General features: G+C 68.9%; 21 protein-coding genes and 1 pseudogene. 10 read left to right on the top strand and 12 right to left on the bottom strand.

Going from position 1 to position 23,487, the window contains the following annotated elements; all coding sequences use genetic code 11:
* Positions 1-204: 204 nt before the first annotated feature.
* The 4 genes from NQV17_RS04845 to NQV17_RS04830 form a co-directional block, all read right to left on the bottom strand.
* Complete coding sequence (locus NQV17_RS04845; RefSeq protein ID WP_257769385.1) at positions 205-2,232, bottom strand: sigma-54-dependent Fis family transcriptional regulator; 2,028 nt, start codon at positions 2,230-2,232, stop codon at positions 205-207.
* A 348-nt stretch (positions 2,233-2,580) separates the two neighbouring features.
* The gene (locus tag NQV17_RS04840; RefSeq protein ID WP_034180969.1) at positions 2,581-3,087 is read right to left on the bottom strand and encodes an acetone carboxylase subunit gamma; all 507 of its coding nucleotides are present in this window, start codon (positions 3,085-3,087) and stop codon (positions 2,581-2,583) included.
* Positions 3,088-3,126: 39 nt separating this feature from the next.
* Positions 3,127-5,451, bottom strand: coding sequence for a hydantoinase B/oxoprolinase family protein (locus NQV17_RS04835; RefSeq protein WP_124668155.1), 2,325 nt, complete (start codon positions 5,449-5,451; stop codon positions 3,127-3,129).
* An 11-nt stretch (positions 5,452-5,462) separates the two neighbouring features.
* Positions 5,463-7,607, bottom strand: a complete 2,145-nt coding sequence (locus NQV17_RS04830) for a hydantoinase/oxoprolinase family protein (protein WP_193759819.1) — start codon at positions 7,605-7,607, stop codon at positions 5,463-5,465.
* Between the two features lie 430 nt (positions 7,608-8,037).
* On the opposite strand from NQV17_RS04830, the gene NQV17_RS04825 reads away from it, so the two are divergent.
* From NQV17_RS04825 to NQV17_RS04805, 5 genes are all read left to right on the top strand, one after another.
* Positions 8,038-8,829, top strand: a complete 792-nt coding sequence (locus NQV17_RS04825) for an SDR family NAD(P)-dependent oxidoreductase (protein WP_257769369.1) — start codon at positions 8,038-8,040, stop codon at positions 8,827-8,829.
* A gap of 221 nt (positions 8,830-9,050) precedes the next feature.
* Entirely contained in the window at positions 9,051-10,151 is a 1,101-nt protein-coding gene (locus NQV17_RS04820) for a LysR family transcriptional regulator (RefSeq protein WP_257769367.1), read from the top strand.
* 99 nt (positions 10,152-10,250) lie between these two features.
* Entirely contained in the window at positions 10,251-10,937 is a 687-nt protein-coding gene (locus NQV17_RS04815) for a DUF4286 family protein (protein ID WP_257769365.1), read from the top strand.
* A gap of 90 nt (positions 10,938-11,027) precedes the next feature.
* A complete protein-coding gene (locus NQV17_RS04810) occupies positions 11,028-12,347 on the top strand; it encodes an MFS transporter (protein ID WP_257769363.1) in 1,320 nt (439 codons plus the stop codon).
* A 49-nt stretch (positions 12,348-12,396) separates the two neighbouring features.
* Entirely contained in the window at positions 12,397-13,098 is a 702-nt protein-coding gene (locus NQV17_RS04805) for a DUF2848 domain-containing protein (RefSeq protein ID WP_257769361.1), read from the top strand.
* 76 nt (positions 13,099-13,174) lie between these two features.
* Here the strand turns inward: NQV17_RS04805 and NQV17_RS04800 are convergent, their stop codons facing one another.
* A complete protein-coding gene (locus NQV17_RS04800) occupies positions 13,175-14,155 on the bottom strand; it encodes an NAD-dependent epimerase/dehydratase family protein (protein WP_257769359.1) in 981 nt (326 codons plus the stop codon).
* Positions 14,156-14,254: 99 nt separating this feature from the next.
* Here NQV17_RS04800 and NQV17_RS04795 point away from each other — a divergent pair, with 99 nt between their 5' ends.
* The gene (locus NQV17_RS04795) at positions 14,255-15,154 is read left to right on the top strand and encodes a LysR family transcriptional regulator (RefSeq protein WP_257769356.1); all 900 of its coding nucleotides are present in this window, start codon (positions 14,255-14,257) and stop codon (positions 15,152-15,154) included.
* Positions 15,155-15,197: 43 nt separating this feature from the next.
* On the opposite strand, the gene NQV17_RS04790 is transcribed toward NQV17_RS04795, so the two are convergent.
* The 3 genes from NQV17_RS04790 to NQV17_RS04780 are packed head-to-tail and all read right to left on the bottom strand — an operon-like array spanning position 15,198 to position 16,743.
* On the bottom strand, positions 15,198-15,518 hold the full coding sequence (locus NQV17_RS04790; protein ID WP_257769343.1) for a hypothetical protein: 321 nt from the start codon (positions 15,516-15,518) through the stop codon (positions 15,198-15,200).
* A gap of 26 nt (positions 15,519-15,544) precedes the next feature.
* A complete protein-coding gene (locus NQV17_RS04785) occupies positions 15,545-15,811 on the bottom strand; it encodes a hypothetical protein (protein WP_257769341.1) in 267 nt (88 codons plus the stop codon).
* A 59-nt stretch (positions 15,812-15,870) separates the two neighbouring features.
* A complete protein-coding gene (locus tag NQV17_RS04780) occupies positions 15,871-16,743 on the bottom strand; it encodes a LysR family transcriptional regulator (RefSeq protein ID WP_044846723.1) in 873 nt (290 codons plus the stop codon).
* Positions 16,744-16,903: 160 nt separating this feature from the next.
* Here NQV17_RS04780 and NQV17_RS04775 point away from each other — a divergent pair, with 160 nt between their 5' ends.
* On the top strand, positions 16,904-18,364 hold the full coding sequence (locus NQV17_RS04775; protein ID WP_257769338.1) for an MFS transporter: 1,461 nt from the start codon (positions 16,904-16,906) through the stop codon (positions 18,362-18,364).
* Between the two features lie 72 nt (positions 18,365-18,436).
* Here NQV17_RS04775 and NQV17_RS04770 read toward each other — a convergent pair whose 3' ends face one another.
* Positions 18,437-18,631, bottom strand: coding sequence for an oxidoreductase-like domain-containing protein (locus tag NQV17_RS04770; protein WP_374692674.1), 195 nt, complete (start codon positions 18,629-18,631; stop codon positions 18,437-18,439).
* 95 nt (positions 18,632-18,726) lie between these two features.
* Here NQV17_RS04770 and NQV17_RS04765 point away from each other — a divergent pair.
* Positions 18,727-18,822: pseudogene (locus tag NQV17_RS04765) on the top strand (RidA family protein); the annotation flags it as partial.
* Positions 18,823-18,910: 88 nt separating this feature from the next.
* Here the strand turns inward: NQV17_RS04765 and NQV17_RS04760 are convergent.
* Positions 18,911-19,624, bottom strand: coding sequence for an SDR family NAD(P)-dependent oxidoreductase (locus NQV17_RS04760; protein ID WP_257769334.1), 714 nt, complete (start codon positions 19,622-19,624; stop codon positions 18,911-18,913).
* 394 nt (positions 19,625-20,018) lie between these two features.
* On the opposite strand from NQV17_RS04760, the gene NQV17_RS04755 reads away from it, so the two are divergent.
* Positions 20,019-20,696, top strand: coding sequence for a dihydrodipicolinate reductase C-terminal domain-containing protein (locus NQV17_RS04755; protein ID WP_257769332.1), 678 nt, complete (start codon positions 20,019-20,021; stop codon positions 20,694-20,696).
* Positions 20,697-20,777: 81 nt separating this feature from the next.
* Here the strand turns inward: NQV17_RS04755 and NQV17_RS04750 are convergent, their stop codons facing one another.
* Positions 20,778-21,587 (bottom strand): SDR family oxidoreductase, encoded by an 810-nt coding sequence (locus tag NQV17_RS04750; protein ID WP_257769324.1) that lies wholly within the window; start codon positions 21,585-21,587, stop codon positions 20,778-20,780.
* Positions 21,584-22,417, bottom strand: coding sequence for a molybdenum cofactor biosynthesis F family protein (locus NQV17_RS04745; protein ID WP_257770251.1), 834 nt, complete (start codon positions 22,415-22,417; stop codon positions 21,584-21,586). Before NQV17_RS04745 ends, NQV17_RS04750 begins: the two co-directional genes overlap by 4 nt.
* A 169-nt stretch (positions 22,418-22,586) precedes the next feature.
* Here NQV17_RS04745 and NQV17_RS04740 point away from each other — a divergent pair, with 169 nt between their 5' ends.
* A complete protein-coding gene (locus NQV17_RS04740; RefSeq protein ID WP_257769322.1) occupies positions 22,587-23,381 on the top strand; it encodes an AraC family transcriptional regulator in 795 nt (264 codons plus the stop codon).
* The last annotated feature ends 106 nt before the right edge of the window (positions 23,382-23,487 follow it).

The raw sequence follows: 23,487 nt of genomic DNA, 5'->3' as shown, positions 1-23,487 counted from the left end.
CGCACGCGGCACCCGGACGACAGTCTGGCGCACGCGCCATTTTGCCGACCTTGGCGTCTTATCGCAAAATAAGGAGCATAGAGCGACCGGACCGGCGACATCGTCATTCTTTGCAAAATGACGGCGCGTGCGGCCCGGGAGGACGAGATGACCGGCGGAAAAACCGGGCTTGCCCGCCTGCCGCTCGGCCAGGCCTGTCGCGACTTACTTCGCGTGACCTCGGCGAACGTCGCTCACTGCGTCGAGCAAGCGGTACTTGCGGATCTTTTCATAGAGCGTGCTCTTCGCGATGCCGAGCTGACTCGCCGCCTTCGTCAGATTGCCGGCATGACGCGCAAGCGCGCGGCGGATCGATTCCGCTTCGGCCATCTTCAACGAGTCGCCCGCATCCGGCGCGAGCGCGTCGACGGCCCGCGTGGCGCATGCATCGATCGGCGCCCCCGCGCCGATCTCGGCAGGCAGCTTGTCGGCCTTTATCACCGGGCTGTCCGACAGCAGCAGCGCCCCCTCGATCGCGTTCCGCAGTTCGCGCACATTGCCGGGCCACGGATAGCGCAACAGGCGTGCATACGCATCGTCGTCGAACGACCTCGGGGAGAGGCCATACGACTCGCACAGATGCCCGAGCCAATGCGCAATCAGCGCCGGCAGGTCCTCGCCGCGCTCGCGCAAGTTCGGTATCGACACGGTCGTGACCGCGATCCGGTAGTACAGATCCATCCGGAACCGGCCGTTCGCGACGGCGTCCTTCAGATCCCGGTGCGTCGCCGCGACCAGCCGGAAATTCACCCTGCGCGGCGTATTCTCGCCCAGGCGATAGATTTCGCTCTCCTCCAGCACGCGCAGCAGGTGCGGCTGGATGTCGAGCGGCATTTCCCCGATCTCGTCGAGAAACAGCGTGCCGCCATCGGCCGCTTCGATCTTGCCCGCCGCACCGGACTTGCGTGCGCCGGTAAATGCGCCTTCCGCGTAGCCGAACAACTCGCTGGCCAGGAGGTCTCTCGACAACCCGCCGCAGTTGAGCGCAACGAACGGACCGTCGGCGCGATCGCTCGCCTGGTGGATACCCTGCGCGAACAGCTCCTTGCCGACGCCGGTTTCGCCGAGCAGCAGCACCGGCACCCTGGACGGCGCGAGCTGGCGCGCACGATTCACGGCCGCCCGCAATGCGGCGCTGTCGCCGACGATACGCTCGAACCCTCGCGGCTCGCCGCCGTGCCGTTCCCGTCCGCGCGCGATCGGGACGGCCCCGCGGGGATTCGTGATGCCCGGCGTCACGATCATGTAGCCGAGCACGTCCGCACCGTCACGCACGGTTTCGATGTGGCTGCGCGACAGCCATGCCGGCGCACTCGCCGACAGGCGGCCGTCGCCCGCGTAGTGCTCGAGTTCGGGCAGCGCGAACGCCGCGTCGCACCGGATATCGAATCCGAGCCGGCGCAACACCGGAACGACCTGCGCGTTGGCCTTGACGAGTCGGCCGCGTTCGTCGACGACGATCACCGCATCGGAGGAAGACGCACCGAAGCGTGACGCGCAGCGGTCGAGCAGGCTCAGGCGGCGCGCCATGCCCTCCTTCGCGAGCCGGCTTTCGATGCGGCCCGCAAGCGATACCGCGAGCGCAAGGCTGTATGGGTTGTAAGTCTGCGCGAGCCCCGAAATGTCGATCACGCCCAATACGTGACCGTCGCGCGGATCCTGGATGACGGTCGCCGAGCAGGTCCAGCGCTTGATGCCCGCGCAGAAGTGCTCCGCGCCATGGATCTGGACCGGCTGCCTGAGCGCGAGCGCGGTGCCGATCGCATTGGTGCCGCAATTCAGCTCGGTCCACTCGCAGCCCGGAACGAGGCCGACCTCGCGCGCAGGCTCGACGATCCGCATGTCGCCCTCCTGCTGGAGGATCATCCCGCTCGGATCGGCCAGCAGCATCACCGTGCCCGTCTGCGAAAGAAAATCCCGGGTGTGCTGCATCAGCGGCAGGCTCGCATCGACGAGGCGACGGTTCGACGTGCGCCACCGCACGAGCCCGTCTTCATCGAGCGGCGGCGGCGCACGGTCGACACCGGGATCGACGCGGCTGACGAGACAGCGCTGCCACGAATCGTCGACCACGCCGCGTACGTCGGGCGAACGCCACTCGCTGCCGGTCACCAGATGCTCCCATGCGGCCATGATGCTCGCGTCATGGCGTGGACTGGGAAACCAGTCCATCGGCGTGCCTCTCTGTTGCATGTCTGTCTCCTGGCGGTGTCGTGACGGCACGAACCGCACGGCCGTCGCAGCGGCCATTTTGTCGACTTTGTGGGGGCGCCCGACCGCAGCCGGCGGCGAGCGTAGCGACTATCGTACTCCGTCCCGGCGCCTCGACGCCCGTCCGGATATCAACCACTGCAAGCAATGCGCGCGCCAGCAAGCGGTCGCCCGCACATCGTCGCGCGGCTCGGCACGCCGTCGAGAACCACTGGCCGAAAAGAAACCGGCCGTTCGAAAATCGAACGGCCGGAAATCGAACGCTTCCCGCGAACGAAGCCGAAGCGAGGCGGCGAACGCCGAGCCCCGCGGACAGCGTCAAATGTCAGATCATTGCACGCGCTCCGGAACCGGCAGCTTCACCCATTCCGCGTAGAACGCATCGATGTCGGGTTCGAAGTCGTGAATGACCGGATACCACGGCGTGGGCGCCTCGACGTCGTGCATCGCGCCGCAGGTCGGGCAGTAGTATTCGCGATAGACCTGCCATTGCGTGTCGGGCGCCATCAAGCGTGGGTAGACCTCGTCCATCGCCTCTTCGGATTCGCGCACGAAGATGTTCGCGTGCAGTTTCCAGTTGTCGCGGTAATCGCAGAACACATGGCCGCAGTCGCATTGCGTGACCCAGTGCTTCGTCGCCCATTGCTGCACGATGTACAGGTGCGGGCCGAGCGGCAACACGATGCGGTCCTTCCAGCCGAGCTTCTGCTGCAGCGCATCGACATACATCCGGAAGCGCTCGCCGTCCTTCGGCATCGACAGCATGCGCAACGTGGTGTCCCAGTCGAGCTTGCCGTCGACCATGTTCCTGATCTGTTCCTTGGTGTAGGTAGACATCTCCAGTCCTCCATGTGGGTGATAGTGCGCAGGTCCGGTTCACTCCTCGACCAGCACCACCGTATTGACGTCGGGCATCTTCGACAGGTCCATGCGGAATTTCGAGCCGTAGGTCGGCACGTCGAGCTCGTCCTCGGTGAGCGTCCACGTGTCCGGCAACTCCCAGAACGCGCGGAACTGCTGCTCGAATTTCGTCGACAGGCCGAAGCTCGTCGCGAACATGTGCCGCACCTGTGTCGATGCATGCTTGAGCAGGATCCGCTCGCGCTCGCCCTTCATCCATTCGCGAGTCGGTTGCGAGCGCGCGAGACGCGCGTTGCGGATCTCGATGCGCCGCAGCGCGGTCGCTTGCGGATCGACCGTCCAGATGCCGTTGGCATCCCGCGTCGCCACCGCTCCATAGACCTTCTGCGCGTATTCGGGCAGCAGCACCGCGTTGTTGAGATCGCGTTCGATCGCGTCGATCTCGCGGTCGAGCGGATCGCCGAAGCCGGGGCCGCCGCGCAGATAGTTCAGGTAGAGATCGTAGTTGCTGTAGCAGTCCTCCGTGGTCATGCATTGCTGGTCGCGCTTGACGACCGCGCCGGCGTTCAGGTGGTTTTCGTAATCCGGCAGGTCCGGATTCGTATCGCCGCCGAGCGGCAGGCTCTCGCCGAGCGCGATGCGCTCCTCGATGCCCGTGCGATGCGCTTCGAAACGATAGCCGGTGGCGGGCGGGTAGCCGCCCATCAGGCCCCAGTCGCTGTTCATGTAGCCGTTGCCCATGAAGAACATCGTCCAGTCCTGCGCCTTCCAGACCATGCGCAGCGTCTCGAATCCGCAACCGCCGCGATACTTGCCGTAGCCGCCCGAATTCGACTTCACGTTGCGGCCGAGGTACAGCAGCGGCTCGGCCATCTCCCAGATCTCGATGTCGCCCATGTCGCCTTCGGGGTTCCAGATCGCGGCCGCGTGATTCAGACCGTCCTTGATCGCGCACGCGCCGGTGCCGCACGACGACGCCTCGAAGCTGTTCACCGCATGGATGTCGCCGTCCTGGTTGATCCCGCCGCCCTGCAGCCAGTTCGACGTGTTGGCGTTCCCCGCGTTGACCTCCTCGAGATAGCCGCGGCTGAAGTACGCCTGCGACAGGGCGCGCCACATCGCGCTCCAGCCCGACACCAGGAAGTGCCACGCGTAAGCGTGTCCGGTGCGGCGGTCGTCCGGGTTCATCCACGCGCCCTTGGGCAGGTGGAATTCGGTGCCGAAATACGCGCCGTCGTTGATGCGCTGCGTCGGCACCAGCGTCTGCGTCATCATCACCCAGATGCCGCTCGTGAACGCGACCTGGTGCGCGTTGTACGAGTGCCAGCCCCAGCGGCTCGCGCCTTCGAAATCGAGACGCCACGAGCCGTCCTTGCGGATCTCCATCTCGACCGGCGAATGCATGATCGAGTCGAGCTTCGCAAACGCCGACGACGTCTGCACGTCCGGATGGTCGTACGGCACGTCGACGAACGCGACCTTGCGATACTTGCCCGGCAGCGTCATCGCCTTGAGGCGCGTCTGCAACCCGCGCCGTCCTTCCTCGATCACCTCGAAGCCGAATTTCTCGTAGGCGTCGAGGCCCTCCTCGTCGATCACTTCCTCGATCAGATCACGGATCATGTGGCAGCCGGCGATGCGCGTTCGCTCGTCGAGAATCCAGTACTTCGGCGTGCGAACCGAGCGCTGGCTCTCGTGCAGCCAGTCGCGCAGCGGCGTGTCGTTCACCCCTGTCTTACGGCACGTAATCATGTAGCCGTCGCCGAAACGCTGCACCTGGCCCGTCGACATCGAGCCCGGCGTCACCGCGCCGGTATCGATCACGTGCGTGACGCCGCCAACCCACCCGACTAGCTTGCCGTGCGCGAAAATCGGCACGATCGTTGCGATGTCGCACGGGTGGACGTTGCCGATCGAGCAGTCGTTGTTGGTGAACATGTCGCCGGGCTGAATGCCCGGATTGGCTTCCCAGTTGTTTTCGATCATGTACTTGATCGCCGCGCCCATCGTGCCGACGTGGATGATGATTCCGGTCGACGTGAGCACGCAATCGCCCGCCGCGTTGTAGAGCGTGAAGCACAGCTCCCCTTCCTGCTCGACGATCGGGCTCGCGGCAATCTTCTTGGCCGTTTCGCGCGCATGCACGAGGCCGCCGCGCAGCTTCGAGAAGATCTTCTCGTAGCGGATCGGATCGCGCTCGCGCAGCTCGAGCCGTTCGAGCCCGTTGTAATGGCCGGTTTGCGCGGTGCGCTCGAGAATGCCGTCGCGAAACTGCTTGAGCGTCTGGCCGTTCTTTAGCAGATCGGCGAAGCCGACTTCCTGGCTGGACATCATGTTCATCGCATGTCTCCTTACTTGACTTCGCTGAGATGGAAGAGGCGGTGCTTGTCGAGCGTGGTGGCGAAGCCCTTCGGGACGACGAACGTCGTCGCGTCGGATTCGATGATCGCGGGCCCCGCGATCTCGTTGCCCGGCTTGAGCGACTCCATTCGCCAGATCACCGCGTCATGCCACTGCTTGTGCCGATACAGACGCCGCGTGCCGATACGCGCGTCCGCCGGCGGCGTGGGGCCGGCAATGGCGTCTTCCGGCAATACCGGCTTCTGCGTGACGACCATGCCGCGCATGATCGCGCCCGTGACCGAGAAGCCCAGCTCCGGCGAGCGCGCGGAGCTCGCGTACACGCGGCCGTAGGTCTCTTCGAAGGCCGTCACGATCTTGTCCCAGTCGTCCGCACCGGACGCGCCCGCGATCGGCGATTCGATTTCGAGGTCGTTGAGCTGGCCCATGTACTGCATCCGGAAGCCCGGCCGCAATATCACGTCCCGCTCGCCGAAACCGTTGATGCGAAACTCGTCGATCACCTTGGCGGTCAGTTCGGCCCAGGCCTTCTGGATCGTCTGCGCGGCCTGCGCCTTATCGGCGTCGGACGCGAGCTGCGGCAGCGCGAGATCGACGCTCTTGTCGTAGCGATACTCGAAATCCGCGCACGCGCAGCCGAATGCCGAGAAGCCCGCCGCCCACGCCGGCACGACGACATCCTTGAAGCCGAGGCCCTCGGTGTAGCCATAGGTATGAACCGGCCCCGCGCCGCCATACGAGAAGCACACGAATTCGGTCGGGTTGTACCCTTTCGCGCTGACGTTCGAGCGCAGGTATTCGCGCAGTTGCAGGTCGAGCAGCTCGATCACGCCGGCCGCCGCATCCTCCACGGAGAGTCCGAGCGGCTCGGCGATCTGCACGCGAATGTGCTCGCGGGCGCGATTCACGTCGAGCTTGATCTGGCCGCCGAGGAAGTTGTCCGGGTTCAGGTAGCCGAGCACGACGTGGCAATCGGATACGGACACCGTCGTCAGGCCGCTGTCGGGCCAGCACGTGCCGACGCGATAGCCGGCGCTGTCCGGCCCGAGCTTGATGGCCCCGCTGTACGGATCGAGCCGCACGAAGCTGCCGGCGCCCGCGCCGACCGAATCCATCGTGACGAGCGGCAGCGACAGCACCAGGCGCGCCATGTCCGGGTCGGACGCGATCGCGAATTTGCCCTTCGTGATGAGCGCCATGTCGAACGACGTGCCGCCGATGTCCGAGCATGCGATGTTGTCGTAGCCGAGCGCCTCGCCGAGGAGCTTCGAGCCGATCACGCCGCCGATCGGCCCCGACACGATGGTGCGCGCCAGTTCCTTCGCTTTCCAGCTGATCGTGCCGCCGTGCGTCGCCATCACGCGCAGGTCGAATTTCGCGCCGTGCTTGCGGAAGCGGTCGCTGACTTTCCTGAGCGTCTGCCGCGACGGCTCGGCCGCATACGCTTCGAGCACCGTCGTGTTCATCCGGTGGCTTTCCTTGCGCTGCGGGTAGTAGTCGACCGATGCGAACACCGGGAGATCGACGCCGCGCGCAGCCAGCTCGTCGCGCACGATGTCCCGCGCCTGGCGCTCGCTCGCGGCGTTCTTGTGCGACTGAAGAAAACAGATGACGATCGCTTTCGCACCGGCGGCGACGAGCTCCCGCGTAGCCTGCCGCACTTCGTTTTCCCGCAGCGGAATCACGATCTCGCCCTGGACGTCCGTACGCTCGGTGACACCTCGCGTTCGCGACAACGGCACGAGCGGCTCGTCGTAGCGGTGCGTATTCAGGTGGATGCGCTCTTCGAGCGCGTACCCGAGGTAGCTCTGGATCGCCCGCCCCATCAGGTGCACGTGCTCGAAGCCCTTGTTGACGAGCAACCCGACGTCGAGCCCCTTGCGCTGCACGACGCGGTTGAGCATCGCAGTGCCGGAATACACGCAGGTGACCAGTTCCGGATAGACGTCGTCGACGTCGCGTTGCCAATGCGCGAGCGCGTCCTGCGACGAGTTGAAGATCGCGAGTGACTCATCCTCCGGATTGCTTTGCGCCTTGCCGACGACAAACCGTCCGTCCTCGCGCACGAAGAAGGTGTCGGTCATCGTGCCGCCCGCGTCGATGCCCAAGACCTGGACTTGCGAAAGTCCTTCCATGGTGATGTCTCCAATGATTGAAGTCGTGATGAGCCGCGCTCCGGTTCGAACGGGGTCATCGTTCGATCCCGGGCGTCGGCTCATCTGCAAGGAGGCAACAACCGTGCCATTCGGTGGATCCGGCCGATCGGCGCGCCCCGGTCAAGCCAGGCGGGGCGCCCATCGGATGGAGCGGGTTGCTTCGGGCAGGCGACTCACCTTGGACGTCCGGATTCCGGACTGGTCAGGCGTCCGAATATCAGTCGGCTCCCCCGGCGGGCGGGTGCACGCTTGCCCCGGATCAGGAACGGAGGCAGCGCGGGCGCCTCGCCGTGCGGCGTGACGTCATCGCCGGCCGTCGCCCCTCATTCACGTTCATCCTTTCGGCTGATACCGGCATTCATCCGTGCCGCCTAAAGTGACCGGAAACGCCCCCCTTACGGAGAACGACATGACGCACCCGCAACCCCGTACGATCGCGCTCACCGGCGCCGGCACCGGCATCGGCGCCGCGTGCGCGCGCCGCTTCGCCGCCCGCGGCGACCGCGTCGTACTGATCGGGCGGCGCCGCGCACCGCTCGACGCGCTCGCCGCCGAGACGGGCGGCCTCGCGCTCGCCGGCGACGCCGCGAGCACGGCCGACTGGGCCCGCTTCCTGCCGGAGATCGCCGGGCGGTTCGGCCCCGTCGATGCGCTCGTCGCGTGCGCGGGCGGCCACGGTCTCGGTCGCGCGGACGCAACCGACGACGCGCAATGGCGCGACGCGCTGCATGCGAACCTCGACACCGCGTTCGTCAGCGCACGCGCGTGCCTGCCCGACCTGATCGCGCAGCGCGGCAGCCTCGTGCTGGTCGCGTCGATCGCCGCGCTCGCGGCCGGGCCCGGCGTATGCGGCTATACGGTCGGCAAGCATGCGCTGCTCGGGCTCGCGCGATCACTGGCACGCGACTACGGGCCGCACGGTGTGCGCGCGAACGCGGTGTGCCCGGGCTGGGTCCGCACGCCGATGGCCGATGCGGAAATGGAACCGCTGATGTCCGCATACGGCGACACGCTCGACGGCGCGTATGCCCGCGTGAGCGCCGACGTGCCGCTGCGGCGCGCGGCCGATCCGGACGAGATCGCGGCCGTATGCGCATTCCTGGCATCACCGGATGCGTCGTTCGTAACGGGCGCGACGCTCGTCGCCGACGGCGGCGCAACGGTCGTCGACGTGCCGACGCTCGCGTTCGACACGCTTTGATGCATGGGGATACGCCGCCCGCACGACGCATCTTCGTTGCACTGGGACGCATCGCCCGCGCGCGCATCGTGACGGGCGGCCGCGCTCGCCGCCGGTACGCGACCGCCTGTTCCCTCGCCCGGCGCATGCACCACGCCGCGCGCGCTTCCCACCCCGGAAATCCGCTAACATCGACCGATCCCGCCGCCCCCGCGCGGCCCTGCCTCCCCGATCGGCATTCGATGAACATCCGGTTTCTTGAAACCTTCGTCTGGCTCGCGAAGCTGGAGAACTTCCGGCTCACGGCCGAGAAACTGCACACGACGCAGGCGGCCGTGTCGAGCCGCATCGCGTCGCTGGAAGAAGCGTTCGACGTGCGGCTGTTCGACCGCAACACGCGCTCGGCGACGCTCACGCCCGCGGGGCGGCGCATGCTCGCGTACGCGGAGCGGATCGTGCGGCTCGACAGCGAGATGCGGCGCGACATCGACGCGGCGAGCGACGCGGGGCTGATCCGGATCGGCGTGATCGAGTCGATCGTCCACAGCTGGTTTCCGGCACTGATGGCGCAATTGCGCGAGCGCTATCCGCGCCTCGACGTCGAGATCACCAGCGACACGACACTGCACCTGATCCGCCTGCTGAGCACCGACGGCGTCGACCTGATCCTGCAGACCGACCCGGTGCCGGGCCCCGACTTCACGAACCTGCCGCTGTGCGAATTCCCGGTGCGCTGGGCGGCGAGCCCGCGTCTCGGGCTCGGCGGCGAACGGCTCGACGTCGCGCGGCTTGCCGCGTACCCGATCATCAGCTTCTCGCGCCACTCGGGCCCGCACGCGACGATCGAGCGTCTGTTCGCGGCCGTCGAGCGGCCGGCCAGCATCAACTGCATCACGTCGGTCGCCGCGATGATCCGGCTCGTCGCCGACGGCTTCGGCGTGGCCGCGCTGCCGCCTGCGATCATCGGGCGCGAACTGCAGGAAGGCGCGCTCGAACTGCTCGACGTCGAACCCGAATTCCCCGCGCTGCCGCTCGTCGCGTCGTATCGCACGCAGGGCCTGCCGGTTGCCGCGCGCATCGCGGAACTGGCGAGCGAGGTCGCGCGCGCGATGCCGGCGGCTTCCAGTCATGCGAAGCCCGCCGCATCGGCAAAGGCCGAGGCCGAAACCGAAACCGAAACCGAAACCGAGACCGAGGCCGGGGCCGGGGCCGGGGCCGGGGCCGACATCGTCGACGAGTCCCCCGCCTGCCCGGCGAAAAGAGCCCGACCCGCGTCGGCAAGACGCACCCCGAAATCCGCGTCGCCCGCCCCCCCGGCGAAACGCCGCCCGCGCCGCCCATAAGAAAACCTGTTCACCGCGAATTTGTTTTCTTGTTGGACGGGTGCGGCCCGTCTTCGGGACACTGCGGTTCCTGACACACCCCGTCACAAGGAACCCGCCATGTCCCGCCTTTCCCTTCCGCACGGCCAGCTCTGCGTCTGGACGGACATCGATCCCGCGCACGAAGCCGATTTCAACGCGTGGTACGACCGCGAGCACATGCAGGAGCGTGTCGCGATTCCCGGCTTCACGCATGCGCGGCGGTTTCGCGCGACCGACGGCGGCCCGCGCAAGTACCTCGCGCTGTACGTGACGGACACGCTCGACGTATTCCATAGCGACGCGTACCGGCGCGCGTTCACGCAGCAGACCGCGTGGTCGCTCGCGAACTTCGAACGGATGACGGGCACGCAGCGGCGGGTCGGCGACCTGACGATCGAGGCCGGCGACGGCGAAGGCGTGCATCTCGCGCTGTTCGTGCTGCCGCCGGAGCGCGTCGACGTGCCGCACCTGCGCGAGCGCTTCGACGCGGCGCTGCACGAACCGGGCATCCACGCGGCCCGGCTGTTCCGCACCGCGCCGGACCTGTCCGCGCCGATCGGCGCCGACGCGGCCGCGCGTCCGGCCGCCGACGCGCTCGTGCTGATCGAGGGCAGCGATGCCGCGGCCACGCGCCGCGTCGCCGCCGCGATCGCCGGTCACGACGACGTGCGCACCTTCGACCTGCTGTGGCGCGCCGCCGCGCCGCAGCCGGCCGCCGGTCGCGACGCCGAAGCCGAACCGGCCGCCTCCGCGCTGCCGGCCTGAACGCCGACGCCGCCACCGGCCGCGCCGTCCGTGATCCGCACGCGGCCCGCGCATCGGTCCCCGCGCGTCACCCCCGTCCTCCTTCACGACATGCCCGACACCATGAGCACTTTCGCCCAGCCCGCCGCCCACGCGCCCCGCCGCGTCCGCAACAGCCGACTCGCGACCGCGAGCATGATCGGCACGTCGCTCGAGTGGTACGACTTCACGATCTACAACACGCTCGCCGCGCTCGTCTTCAACCACCTGTTCTTTCCGTCGGTCGATCCGCTGGCCGGCACGATCCTCGCGTTCTCGACCTATGCGGTCGGCTACGTGTCGCGTCCGCTCGGCGGCTTCGTGTTCGGCAACCTCGGCGACCGCATCGGCCGCCGCGCCGTGCTGATGCTCACGCTCGTGCTGATGGGTGTCACGACCGCGCTGATGGGCGCGCTGCCGACCTATGCGCAGGCCGGCATCCTGAGCCCGATCCTGCTCGTCGCGCTGCGCTTCGTGCAGGGTGTCGCGCTCGGCGGCGAATGGGCCGGCGCGGTGCTGCTGTCGGTCGAGCACGGCGACCAGAAACGGCGCGGACTGTCCGCGTCATGGACACAGATCGGCCCGTCGTTCGGCACGCTGCTCGGCACCGGCTGCATCGCGCTCGTGACGCTCTCCACCACGTCCGACGCCTTCCTGTCGTGGGGCTGGCGCGTGCCGTTCGCGGCCAGCGCGCTGCTCGTCGTATTTGGTTTCTGGCTGCGGCGCGGCGTCGACGAAACGCCGCAGTTCGAGCAGCTCGCCGAATCGCACGCGACCGCCGACGTGCCTGTCGCCGAAGTGCTGAAGTGTCACTGGCGGCGCCTGCTGATCGCCGGCGGCTCGCGGATCGGCTCCGACGTGCTGTACGCGCTGATCGTCGTGTTCACGCTGACCTACGTGACGACCGTGCTGCACCTGTCGCGGCCGGTCGCGCTGACGGCCGTGATGATCGGCACGGCCTGCAACGCGCTCGCCGTGCCGTTCTTCGGCGCGCTGTCGGACCGCTTCGGACGCCGTCCGGTATACCTCGCCGGCGCGATCGCCGGGATCGTGTGGGCGTTCGTGTTCTTCGCGATGCTCGATTCGGCGCGGCCGGGCGCGATCGTCGCGGCGGTTGCGATCGGCCTCGTGATCCATGCTGTGATGTACGGCCCGCAAGGCGCGTTCGTCACCGAACAGTTCCCGACCCGCGTGCGTTATGCGGGCTCGTCGCTGGCCTACACGCTCGCCGGCATCGCCGGCGGCGGCTTCGCACCGCTCGTGATCGCCACGCTGTTCCGCCAGACGGGCACGACGACGGCCGTATCGCTGTACGTCACCGCGGCGCTCGTCGTCACGTCGATCGCGCTGCTGGCCGCGCGCGAGACCGCGCACCGGCCGCTCGCGGATTGAACATCCCCGCCGGTCGTTTCACTCATTCGCACTTCGAACGGATACCCGCATGCAAGCCCTGTCGTTCAACGTGATGTCCCTGCAAGGCGCGCCCGCCCAGGTCGACGTCGAGATCGAACGTGTCGTGATCGCCGGCTGGGCCGGGCGCGATCCGGACGCGATCCGCGCACACATCGACGAACTCGCGGCGCTCGGCGTCGCGCCGCCGTCGGCCACGCCGTGTTTCTATCGCGTGTCGTCCGCGCTGCTCACGCAGGCGCCGTCGATCGGCGTGCTCGGCGCACGCTCGGGCGGCGAGATCGAGTGCGTGCTGATCGACAGCCCGGTCGGCACGCTGGTGACGGTCGGCTCCGATCATACGGATCGGGAAGTCGAGGCCTACGGCGTCGCGGTGTCGAAACAGGTGTGCGCGAAACCGCTCGGCCGCGACGCGTGGCGTCATGCGGACGTTGCCGATCATTGGGACGCGATCGAGATGCGTTCGTGGTGGATCAAAGCCGGCGGCGAGCGCGTCGCATATCAGCACGGCGCGGTCAGCGGGCTGCTTGCGCCCGCCGCGCTGTGGCACCGCTTCGACGACCGGCGCACGATGCCCGCGCGCTGCGCGATGTTCGGCGGCACGGTCGCCGTACACGGCGCGATCGCGGCGATGGGCGACGGTGACGCGTTCGAAATGGAACTCCACGATCCGGTGCTCGGGCGCAGCCTGCGGCACCGGTATGAGCTCGAGGTATTGCCGGTTGTCGCGTAAAGGACGGTGGCGGATGCTCAGGCAATAAAGAGCCTGACCGGCACGCGGCCCCGTCACCCGCCTTCAGCGCTCGCCGTCATCGCAAGCAGCCCAGCCCGGCCAGCGTCGCCTCCACCGCCGTATCGAGCGGCGTCACCGGCTCGCGGCCCAGCACCGCCGTCACCCGCGCGTTGTCCATCCGGAGCGGCTCGCGCCACAGATAGCGCATCTCGAGCATCTCGCGCATCGTCGTGACGAACGGCGCCGCGCCCCACACGAGCCACCACGGGAAACGCCGCACCGTCGGCCGCATCCCGTGCCGCTGTGCGACGCGGCGCACGGCCTGCGCCATCTGCGTGCCGTCCGCGTCCCAGTGACCGCCGAAGTGGAAGCGCGCGAACGGCGCCAGCGTGTCGCGCCGCTCGAGCAGCTCGACCATCGTGCGCGCGACGTCCGGCAGGTACGCCCATTGATGGCCGACGCCCGGCCGGCCCGGCACGCTGATGGCCGCGACGGGCCGCCCGGCCTTGACGAGCGCCTGCCCGAACCAGTTGTTGCCCGCGTGCGCCCCGAAGAAATCGCCGGCCCGCACGATGATCGTCCGGACGCCCTGCGCGGTCGTCGCCTGCAACCGCCGCTCCATCTCGACGCGGATCGCGCCCTTGCGCGTCACCGGATGCTGCGGCGCCTCTTCGCGCAACACCGGAAATGCGTCGGGGCCATAGTTGTAGACCGTCCCCGGCAGCACGACGGTGGCCTGCGCCAGCGTCGCCGCCGCGATCGTGTTGTCGAGCATCGGCAGCACCTGCGTCGACCAGTTCCGGTAGCCGGGCGGATTCACCGCATGCACGATCACGCTGCAGCCGCGCGCCGCGCGAACCACCGCCTCGCGGTCGAGCGCGTCGCCGCGCAGCCATGCAATCCCGTCGCGCTCCACGGTCTCGGCGTCGAGCCCGCGCTTGAGCGCGCGCACCTGCCAGCCGGCATCGCGCAACTGACGCGCGACCTCGCCGCCGATACCTCCGCTCGCGCCGAGCACGAGTGCCTGTCGTTGCGTCCCGCCTGCGTTCGCCGTCATTGCCGTTCTCCGTGAATGAACCGTTGTCAGCACCCATTCTGGCGCGAGGCAGCCTAACAAGGAATTGCCGAACCCGATGCATCGGCTATACATTTATGCATGGCCATCGATCTGAACTGGGAACGCTACCGCACCTTCCTCGCCGTGCTGACGGAAGGCTCGCTGTCGGCCGCGGCGCGCGCGCTCGGCATCACGCAGCCGACGGCCGGCCGCCACGTCGCGGCGCTCGAAGCCGCGTTCGGCCAGACGCTGTTCACGCGCTCGCCGTCGGGGCTGCTGCCGACCGAGGCGGCCCTGGCGCTGCGCGGCCATGCCGAGGCGCTGCGCAGCGCGGCGGCCGCGTTCGAGCGCGCGGCCGCGAGCCACGGCGCGGGCGTGCGCGGCACCGTGCGGATCTCGGCCAGCGACGTGATCGCGGTCGAGGTGCTGCCGCCGATGCTCGCGCAGTTGCGGCGCGACCATCCGGGGCTCGTGATCGAACTGGTGCCGACCGACCGCATCCAGGACGTCCTGAATCGCGAAGCCGACATCGCGGTGCGGATGGCGCCGCCCGCGCAGGAGGCGCTCGTCGCGCGGCGCATCGGCGAGCTGGAAGTCGGGCTGCATGCGCGCGACGACTATCTGGCGCGCAACGGTACGCCGTCATCGACGGACGAACTCGCCCATCACGCGCTGATCGGCTTCGATACGGTCACGCCGTTCATCCGCGCGGCGGGGCGCGGGATGCCGCTGTGGAATCGCGACGCGTTCGCGCTGCGCACTGACAGCAATCTCGCGCAGCTCGCGATGATTCGCGCGGGCTACGGGATCGGCTTCTGCCAGAACCGGCTCGCGCAGCGCGATGCACGGCTCGTGCGCGTGCTGCCGGACGGGCCCGCGACGAAACTGGAAACCTGGATGGTCATGCACGAGGATCTGCGGACGAGCCCGCGTTGCCGGGCCGTATTCGATGCGCTGGCGAACGGGCTGCGTGGGTATGCGGAAGGGACGGCCGACTAGGCCGTTCCCCGCCCGCCGCGCACGCAAATCGCCGCGGCGCGCGCTATTCGTGGATCTTGCCGGCGAACAGGATGTCGGCCATGCGCCGCCACGGGTTGTCGGGCAGGTCGTAGCAGCGCAGCCCCTCGTCGGACGCCTCGGCCCAGTCGACCATCGCCTCCAGGTACTCGCCGATCGAGCGGTTTTCCCAGCCGAGCGCGGCGGCCGCATACGGCGCCGGCGGCAAGTCGGCCTCGAGCTGGCGCTCCTTGTGCCAGTCATGGCCGAGCACGCGCAGGAAACGGATCAGCGAGCGCTCGTCGATCACCCGCTCGAGCGCGTGCGCCAACCGCGCGGCCATCTCGCTTTTCAGTTCGTCGTTCATGCGTATCGCCCCCTGCTACGCAACGTTCAGAACGCTTCCAGCTCGCACCAACCGGGATACGTTTCCTCGACGATGAAGAAATCGTCGAAGTAGACCAGCCCGAGCCGTTCGAGCGACCTCATGCACGCATCGGCGGCGTCGCCGCCGAAGAACGGGCCGAGCGACACCAGCCGGTCCGACTCGTCGAAACAGTCGGCGAAATTGAATTCGCGCATGAGCGCGGACAGGTCGATCTCTTTCTCGACCAGCGCCGCGCGTCGAACGACGATCCCGAAATCTCTCGATATTTTCATCGGTACCGACTCCCGTCGAATACGTGCCGCTGCGCCGACGCGCATGCGTGCTTCACGCTTCACATCAGCAACTGCCGCGACAGCACCTCGCGCGCCTGCGTGACCGTCTCGCGCTCGCCCGGCATCGGCGGCGTCAGCGAGAACACCGCGTCGGGCAGCGTCGGCAGCCGGTATTTCGCGCCGAGCCGCACGAGGCCCTCGCCGATCGCCGACGCGCACAGGCAGCCGACGCCAAGCCCCGCCGCCAGCATCGACTGCAGCCCCGCGACGCCCGACGCGCTGTGCACGAGCACGTACGGCGCGTGCTGCTCGTCGAGCGAGCGCACCGCGATCTGATGCATCATGCAGTCGTCCGGCAGCAGCACGAGCGGCAACGGCTCGGGCAACTGCTCGGCGAGCGCGGGCGACGTGACCCACGACAGCGGCTCGCGCCGCAGCACCCAGCGCGTATCGGCCGACGCGGGCCGGAACGGGCCGCTCGACAGGTTCATCACGACGCCGAGATCGATCTGCCCGCGCGCGTGGGCAGCTTCGATCTCCGCGCTCTTCATCGCGCTCACGTGCAGGCTCAGTTGCGGGTAGCACTCCCGCAACCGCGCGAGCAGGCCCGCGACTTCATGCGTCCGGTAGTAGTCGGTGATCGCGACGCGCAATTCGCCCTTGATCGCCTGTCCGCGCACTTCGTCGAACGCGGCCTCGTTCAGCGCGACGATGCGCCGCGCATGCTGCAGCAGGCGCGCGCCGGCCGGCGTCGGCTCGACGCCGCGCTTGCTGCGCACGAACAGCGGCACGCCGGCGCGCGACTCGAGCTTGCGCACCTGCTCGCTGACCGTCGACTGTGACAGATGCAGCAGCGGCGCAGCCGCCGTAAGGCTGCCCGCATCCGCCACCGCCGCGAACGTGCGTAACTGATCCAGGTCGAAACCGCGCATCGCCCTCTCCATCCATCGAATAACCCGATGGATGCTACCACCAATTCCCGCTTTTCCGATTCATCGGCGGTCCGCAGAATATCGGTTCAACGGCCCGCCGAACCCGTTTCCACGGGAATTCGGCATGCGTTGCGGCCGCCATTCTTCCGGATTTCCGTTCATGACCGACAACACCCTCGCCCCTTGCGCGCCGGCCGGCGCGGCCGCCGCGGCACCGCCGCGCAGCCATCACGGCTGGGCGCTCGTGGTCCTGCTGGTCGGCGCCATTCTGCCGCCGCTCGACTACTTCATCGTGAATCTCGCGCTGCCCGCCATCCGCGACGGCATCGGCGCGCGGCCGGCCGAGCTGCAGCTCGTCGTGTCGGCCTACGCGTGCGCGAACGCGGTCGTGCAGATCACCGGCGGGCGTCTCGGCGACCTGTACGGCCGCAAGCGGATGTTCATGATCGGGATGGCCGGGTTCGTCGTCGCGTCGGCGCTGTGCGGGCTCGCCGGCAGCGGCGCGGTGCTGGTCGGCGGCCGCGTGCTGCAGGGCCTGTTCGCCGCGATCCTCGCGCCGCAGGTGCTCGCGACGATCCGCAGCGTGTTCAGCCCGCAGGAGCAGGTGCGCGTGATGGGCTTCTACGGTTTCGTGTTCGGCCTCGCGGCCGTGATCGGCCAGCTCGGCGGCGGCGCGCTGATCGACCTGCATCCGTTCGGGCTCGGCTGGCGCGCGATCTTCCTGGTCAACGTGCCGATCGGCATCCTCGCGCTGCTCGGCAGCTGGCGCTTCATCCCGGAAAGCCGGCCGCCGCGCGGCCAGCGCATCGACGTGCCCGGCACGGTGCTGCTGTCGCTGTTCCTGCTGATGCTTGTCTATCCGCTCACGCACGGACGCGAGGCGGGCTGGCCGCTGTGGATGATCGCGTGCGTCGTCGGTGCGCTGCCGATGCTCGGCGCGCTGCTGGCGGTCGAAGCGCGCCGGCTCGCCAGCGGCCGTGATCCGCTGCTCGACGTGCGCCTGCTGCGCAATCCGGTCGTCGCGCTCGGGCTCACGCTCGCGTTCCTGTTCTACATGCTGAGCGCGTTCTTCCTGAGCTACGGCATCTATCTGCAGGGCTGCCTGAACTGGTCGCCGCTCGCGTCGGGGCTGGCGATCCTGCCGCTCGGCATCGGCTTCCTCGCGAGCCCGCTGCTGATGCCGCGTCTCGTCGAGCGGTTCGGCGGCTATCGCGTGCTCACGCTCGGCTTCGCGATGCTCGCGGCCGGGGTCGCGACCGCCGCCGCGCTGGCCGGCGATCATGCGCCCGGCCCGGGCTTTTACGCGGGTATCGCGGCGATCGGCATCGGGCAAGGCCTCGTGCTGCCGTCGGTCGTGCGGATCGTGCTCGCGGAAGTCGACGCGGCGCGCGCCGGGGTCGCGTCCGGCATGGTCACCGCGATGCTGCAGATCGGCGCGGCCGTCGGCGCCGCGACGCTGGGCGGGCTGTTCTTCGCGCGGCTCGGCACGCAGCCGCGTGCGCTCGACTACGTACAAGGGTTCAGGACGGCAATGTGGGCGCTGACGGCCGTGCTGCTGGCGTGCGTCGCGTTGTCGGCCGCATTGGGACCGATGCATCGGCGGGGGCGGGCCATCGCGTGACGACGCCGGCCAGGGAAGCCCTCGCCGGCAGCGAATCGCGGCATGCGCGACTGCTTGTCGGCGACGGGCTCGCTAATGATGCTTGTGTTGCGCGTGCCGTGCTTCCCATTCGGCCAGTTCGACGCGATAGCGCGCCAGCGCTTCGTCGTACAGGTCGAACACGCACGGCGAGCAGCCGCTGTTGCAGCAGTCTTCCAGTTCGGGTTGTTCGGGCGGGGTCGGACGCGGATCGTCGGCGAGCGTATCCGCGGAGGCAGGCTTGGTCACGGCTTCAGTCATATGGTGTGGAACGCCCAGTATACGGTGATGGTCGGCGGCATGCAGGCACGCACCGGGCGCAGCCGCGCATCCACCCCACGGACATGAGCCGCGCCATGGCCGAAGCCGTGAATCCGCCGGAACGACGGGCGCCATTCGGCGCCCTCTCGATGGCCGCGGTCCAGGGCGACGGCCGGATCTGATCGAAATCGCGGCGATCGTGGAAATCGCGCGTGCGCGATTTCGCATGCCCCGACGTCGCACTCGAGTGCGATAACCCGCTCCCGACTACGCCACGCGACCGCTCACCGGAATCGATGCGCCGGTGATCGCCTGCGCGTCGGGCGACAGCAGGAACCCGATCGTCGCCGCAAGCTGCTCGGGCCGGACCCAGCGCGTGAAATCCGCATCCGGCATGTCCGCACGGTTTGGCGGCGTGTCGATGATGCTCGGCAGCAGCGCGTTCACGGTCACGCCGCGATCGAGCAGTTCCGCCGCCAGCGCCTCGGTGAGCCGCGCGACGCCCGCCTTCGCGGCTGCATAGGCACCCATCCCGGTGCCCGCCTTGAACGCCGCGCCCGCGCCGATGTTGACGATGCGGCCGGCCGGGCTCGTCACCAGATACGGCAGCGCGGCCTTCGACGCGTTCAATGCCGTCTTCACGTTCAGTTCGTACATGCGGTCCCACGTGGCCGCGTCGCCGTCGGCGATCGTCTGCCAGACGAACGCGCCCGCGATGTTCAGCAGCGCGTCGACCCGGCCGAATTCGCGATTCACCGCTTCAAGGGCGCGCGCAGCCGCCTGCGGATCGACGAGGTCGATGCCGCCGATGCGCAGCGCATCGGCCGGCACGCCGGGCAGCGCCTGCGCGTCCGGCGCCGCGCCGCGGCCGATCAGCGCGACGCGCGCGCCGCGCTGGCCGAGCCAGGCGGCCGTGGCGACGCCGAGATGGCCGAATCCGCCGGTGATCGCGACTGCCTTGCCTTTCAGGTCGTGTTCCATCGATGTGCTCTCCTGGGTCGAGGGGGTTGGATGATACGTGGTTCGAGGCGATGCCGGTACCGATACGGACGCGCGTGGCCAGCGTTTCGACAGCGTAGCGCCGTTCATGCTTGCGCGCGCACGGCGATCAATGCGTCCCCGCCAACGCAGCCGCTCGGTTGATTCGCAGCCGTGAAGGCGCGCACCGCGCATGACGGTGGGCGGTAAGCGGCAGGCAGCGGCCAGCGGCCAGCGGCCAGCGGACGGTGGACGGTGGACGGTGGACAGCGGACAGCCGACGGCCGGGCATAATGCGCGAACACGGTGCGCCGCGCGGTGCCCCGTGATCGCGCCGGGTCCTTGAACGGCCCGCGCCGTTTCCGTAACGAAACCCGAACCTCAACCCGTCTATCCCATGCAAGTACTCGTCGTTGGCACCGGCAAGCTGGCAACCGAACTGCTCGGCTCGCACCGGCTCGATCCCGCAACCTGTCGCGTGACGCCCTGGTCGGACCCCGCACGCACCGATACGCGTTCGATCGTCGTGCACGCCGGATCCGGCCGCGAGCTGCCTGCCGCGATCGAATTCTGCCGCGCAACGGGCTCGCCGCTCGTCGAGCTGTCCACCGGCTCCGAGCTCGAAACCGGATCGCACGACTTCCCCGTCGTGCTTTGTCCGAATACGAACATCCTGATGCTCAAGTTCATGAGCATGCTGGAAACCAGCGGCCATCTGTTTCGCGACTGCCGCATCAGCGTGACGGAGTCGCACCAGGCCAGCAAGACGTCCGTGCCGGGCACCGCGGTCGGCATCGGTCAGGCGCTCGGCGTGCCGGCGCAGGACATCCGCTCCGTGCGCGACCCCGACGAACAGCGCGACGCCCTGCAGATTCCCGACGATCAGCTCGGCCGCCATGCGTTCCACCGGATCCGCATCGAGGATGGCGCATGCAGCCTGCAGTTCGAGTCGCGCGTGTACGGCGCGTCGCCTTACGCGGACGGCGTGTCGCGGATCGTCGAGACCGTGCGGCAGCACGAACTCGAACCTCGCCGATACTCGATCGTGGAGTTCATCCGCAACGGCTGGCTGTAGCCGCGACGGTGCGCGGCTCGGCCGACGACACCGCGGCCGGCACATTCGACGGCCGCGATCGCACGATCGCGCACGCGCCGCTTACCCGTCGCCCAGCACGGCCCCGCTCTCCGGCAGCGTCGCGCCGCCGTCGACGACGATCGTCTGCCCGGTGATGTACGCCGCATCGGCCGACGCGAGAAACAGCATCGCGCTCGCGATGTCCTCCGGCTCGCCCATCCGCGCGAGCGGAATGTCGCGCGCGATCTGCGCGGCGACCGACGCATCGCCGAGATTGCCGGCGGCCGGCGTGCGGATCATCCCCGGCTCGACGCCGTTGACCGTCACGTTGCGACGCGCGAGTTCGAGCGCCGCCGCGCGGATGAAGCCGTTCACGCCGGCCTTCGACGCCGCGTAGTGCGCGAGCCCCGGATAGACGACGCGCGGCCCGGTCACCGACGACGTGACGAGCAGCCGCCCCGCTCCCGCACGCTCGAACGCCGGCAGCGCGGCCTGCGCGAGCCAGAACAGCGCCGACAGGTTGACCGACAGCGTGCGCTCGAGCATCGGCTCGTCGATCTGCGCAAACGGGGTCAGCGGGAAGTACGCAGCGTTGTGAACGACGACGTCGAGCCGGCCGCCGTCGCGCTCGACCGTCGCGACGAGCGCGCCGAGTTCGTCGCGGCTCGCGGCGTCGACGCGATACGCGCGCGCATCGCCGCCCGCACCGGCGAGCGCGTCCGCCTGCGCGGCGGCGGCATCGCCGTCGAGATCGGCGAGCGCGACGAACGCATCGGATTCCGCGAAACGGCGCGCGATTGCCGCGCCGATCCCCTGCGCGGCGCCCGTGACCAGCACGACGCGTCCGCTGAAATCCGCACGCAGGCGGGCGCTGCCCGGCACGGCGTTCATCGCTGCGCCTCGCCGCCGAGCGGATGCACGGTTTCGTTCAGCACCTGCGCATACGCGCCGACCGGGAAGTTCGACAACGTGCCGAAGTCGCCGCCCTGATAGCCGAAGATCTTGCCGTCCGTCTTGCGTTGCGCGAGGTCGATCAGCACGACGCCGAGCGTCGGCACCACCTTTTCGCGCCACACGAACAGATACAGTTCATCGGCAATCCTGAAGTAATGGCAGCGATCCACGTCCGCCAGCCCGCCTTCGACGCCCTGCAGGCACTGCCATGCGTAGAAGTTCTCGTTCAGGTAGATGTGCTCGTAGCATTCGGTCGGGCTGTAGCGATACATCGTCCGCTTGCCGATCAGTTCGCGCGTGGGCCCATGCAGCGGGCCCGGCTGCGCATGGCCACCGAGCGTGCCGTGCCGGAATGCCGCGTCGACGCCAGTCAGCGGCAACCCGCGCGCGACGCGCGTGAACGCGTCGACATGTGTGTCGGCCTCGGTCGGCAGCGTGCCGATCACCGACGTCCACACGCCGCTGCCGACGTCGATCACGAGGCTGACGGACGTCGCGCGCGCCACCGGATCGATGTAGTCGACGAAGTACAGGTCGTCGCGCAGCCGCGTGACGCGGCACGGCGCACGGCCGCCCGTGTCGGTCGCCGCATCGCGCCATTGCAGCGCACCCGCCTCGAACGTATAGACGCGCCATGCGCCCGTTACGTCGCCAAGGGCCAGCGACCGCCCGACGAGCGCGTTCACGGGCGTGAGGATGTTCGCGTCCGGCGCAAAGCCGTCCGCGAGCGCGCCAACCTGAATGAATACCGGATCCTGTCGTTCCACCTGCCGTCTCCCGCGCAGCTTCAGGCCCGGCGGGCCGTGTACGCTGCTCATGTGCACATGGTGCGGGCTGCGCGCGCCGCACGGTATCGGCCAAAAGGATGAAGGGCGCGCGGCGCCGGAACGCGCTACAGTGCACGTGATCCGGCCGCGGCCGGCGCGAGGAGCCCCCATGCACCGTGTCACCCACTACCGACGGACCGATGAAGGCATCGAGGCGATCAGCCTCGAGTCCGACCGCACGTTTCCGCGGCACGCGCACGACGAATTCGGGGTCGGCGTGATCGTCAGCGGCGCGCACCGGTCCTGGAGCGGCCGCGGGCAGGTCGATGCGCTGGCCGGCGACGCGATCATGGTCAATCCGGGCGAGATGCACGACGGCATGCCGATCGGAACGGGCACGGCCCGGCGCTGGCGGATGCTGTACCTCGCGCCGGCGCTGGTCGCGGGCGTCGCGGCGGAAGAAGGCCTCGGCGGCGTCGAGCTCGCGCATCCGGCGGTGCGCGACGCGCGGCTCGCGGCCGCGTTCGGCCGGTTGCATGCTCGAATCGTCGCAGGAGATACCATGCCGCTCGCCCGCGACGAGGCGCTCGTGACACTGGTCGCCGGGCTGCTTGCGCGGCATTCGAACCGGGCGCTGCCGACCGCCGGCGTCGCGCCGGCGATCCGCGTGGCCCGCGAGCGGCTCGATGCGGCGCCCGCCGCATCCGTCTCGCTGGCCGAACTCGCCGGCCTGAGCGGCGTGAGCCGCTTCCAGTTGCTGCGCGGGTTCGCACGCGAACTCGGCATCACGCCGCACGCGTACCTGGTGCAGTCGCGCACGCGGCTGGCGCGGGCACTGCTCGCGAGCGGCCGGCCGATCGCGGATGCCGCGGCCGAAGCCGGTTTTGCCGACCAGAGCCACCTGACGCGCGCGTTCGCACGCCAGTTCGGGATCACGCCGGGACGATTCACGCAGGCCGGCTGACGGACGTCTCGGTCCCGGCACGGCCGCCGCCGTGGCGCGATGTCATCGATCGCCGCCGTTCGGCACCAGCGCTGGCGCTCGATGGCAGCGCCACCGGTCATCCGGA

The organism is Burkholderia sp. SCN-KJ (genome assembly GCF_024656005.1).
Classification (GTDB): Bacteria; Pseudomonadota; Gammaproteobacteria; order Burkholderiales; family Burkholderiaceae; genus Burkholderia.
Note: the sequence above shows the minus strand (reverse complement) of the source record. Positions and strands in the feature narration are given on the sequence as shown.

Coding starts and splice junctions, on each gene's coding strand:
- NQV17_RS04805 (WP_257769361.1), top strand. CDS start 12,397: ATGCAAGCCCTGTCGTTCAACGTGATGTCCCTGCAAGGCGCGCCCGCC.
- NQV17_RS04740 (WP_257769322.1), top strand. CDS start 22,587: ATGCACCGTGTCACCCACTACCGACGGACCGATGAAGGCATCGAGGCG.
- NQV17_RS04810 (WP_257769363.1), top strand. CDS start 11,028: ATGCCCGACACCATGAGCACTTTCGCCCAGCCCGCCGCCCACGCGCCC.
- NQV17_RS04790 (WP_257769343.1), bottom strand. CDS start 15,518: ATGAACGACGAACTGAAAAGCGAGATGGCCGCGCGGTTGGCGCACGCG.
- NQV17_RS04830 (WP_193759819.1), bottom strand. CDS start 7,607: ATGGAAGGACTTTCGCAAGTCCAGGTCTTGGGCATCGACGCGGGCGGC.
- NQV17_RS04835 (WP_124668155.1), bottom strand. CDS start 5,451: ATGAACATGATGTCCAGCCAGGAAGTCGGCTTCGCCGATCTGCTAAAG.
- NQV17_RS04800 (WP_257769359.1), bottom strand. CDS start 14,155: ATGACGGCGAACGCAGGCGGGACGCAACGACAGGCACTCGTGCTCGGC.
- NQV17_RS04775 (WP_257769338.1), top strand. CDS start 16,904: ATGACCGACAACACCCTCGCCCCTTGCGCGCCGGCCGGCGCGGCCGCC.
- NQV17_RS04825 (WP_257769369.1), top strand. CDS start 8,038: ATGACGCACCCGCAACCCCGTACGATCGCGCTCACCGGCGCCGGCACC.
- NQV17_RS04780 (WP_044846723.1), bottom strand. CDS start 16,743: ATGCGCGGTTTCGACCTGGATCAGTTACGCACGTTCGCGGCGGTGGCG.
- NQV17_RS04815 (WP_257769365.1), top strand. CDS start 10,251: ATGTCCCGCCTTTCCCTTCCGCACGGCCAGCTCTGCGTCTGGACGGAC.
- NQV17_RS04840 (WP_034180969.1), bottom strand. CDS start 3,087: ATGTCTACCTACACCAAGGAACAGATCAGGAACATGGTCGACGGCAAG.
- NQV17_RS04750 (WP_257769324.1), bottom strand. CDS start 21,587: ATGAACGCCGTGCCGGGCAGCGCCCGCCTGCGTGCGGATTTCAGCGGA.
- NQV17_RS04755 (WP_257769332.1), top strand. CDS start 20,019: ATGCAAGTACTCGTCGTTGGCACCGGCAAGCTGGCAACCGAACTGCTC.
- NQV17_RS04760 (WP_257769334.1), bottom strand. CDS start 19,624: ATGGAACACGACCTGAAAGGCAAGGCAGTCGCGATCACCGGCGGATTC.
- NQV17_RS04845 (WP_257769385.1), bottom strand. CDS start 2,232: ATGCAACAGAGAGGCACGCCGATGGACTGGTTTCCCAGTCCACGCCAT.
- NQV17_RS04785 (WP_257769341.1), bottom strand. CDS start 15,811: ATGAAAATATCGAGAGATTTCGGGATCGTCGTTCGACGCGCGGCGCTG.
- NQV17_RS04820 (WP_257769367.1), top strand. CDS start 9,051: ATGAACATCCGGTTTCTTGAAACCTTCGTCTGGCTCGCGAAGCTGGAG.
- NQV17_RS04795 (WP_257769356.1), top strand. CDS start 14,255: ATGGCCATCGATCTGAACTGGGAACGCTACCGCACCTTCCTCGCCGTG.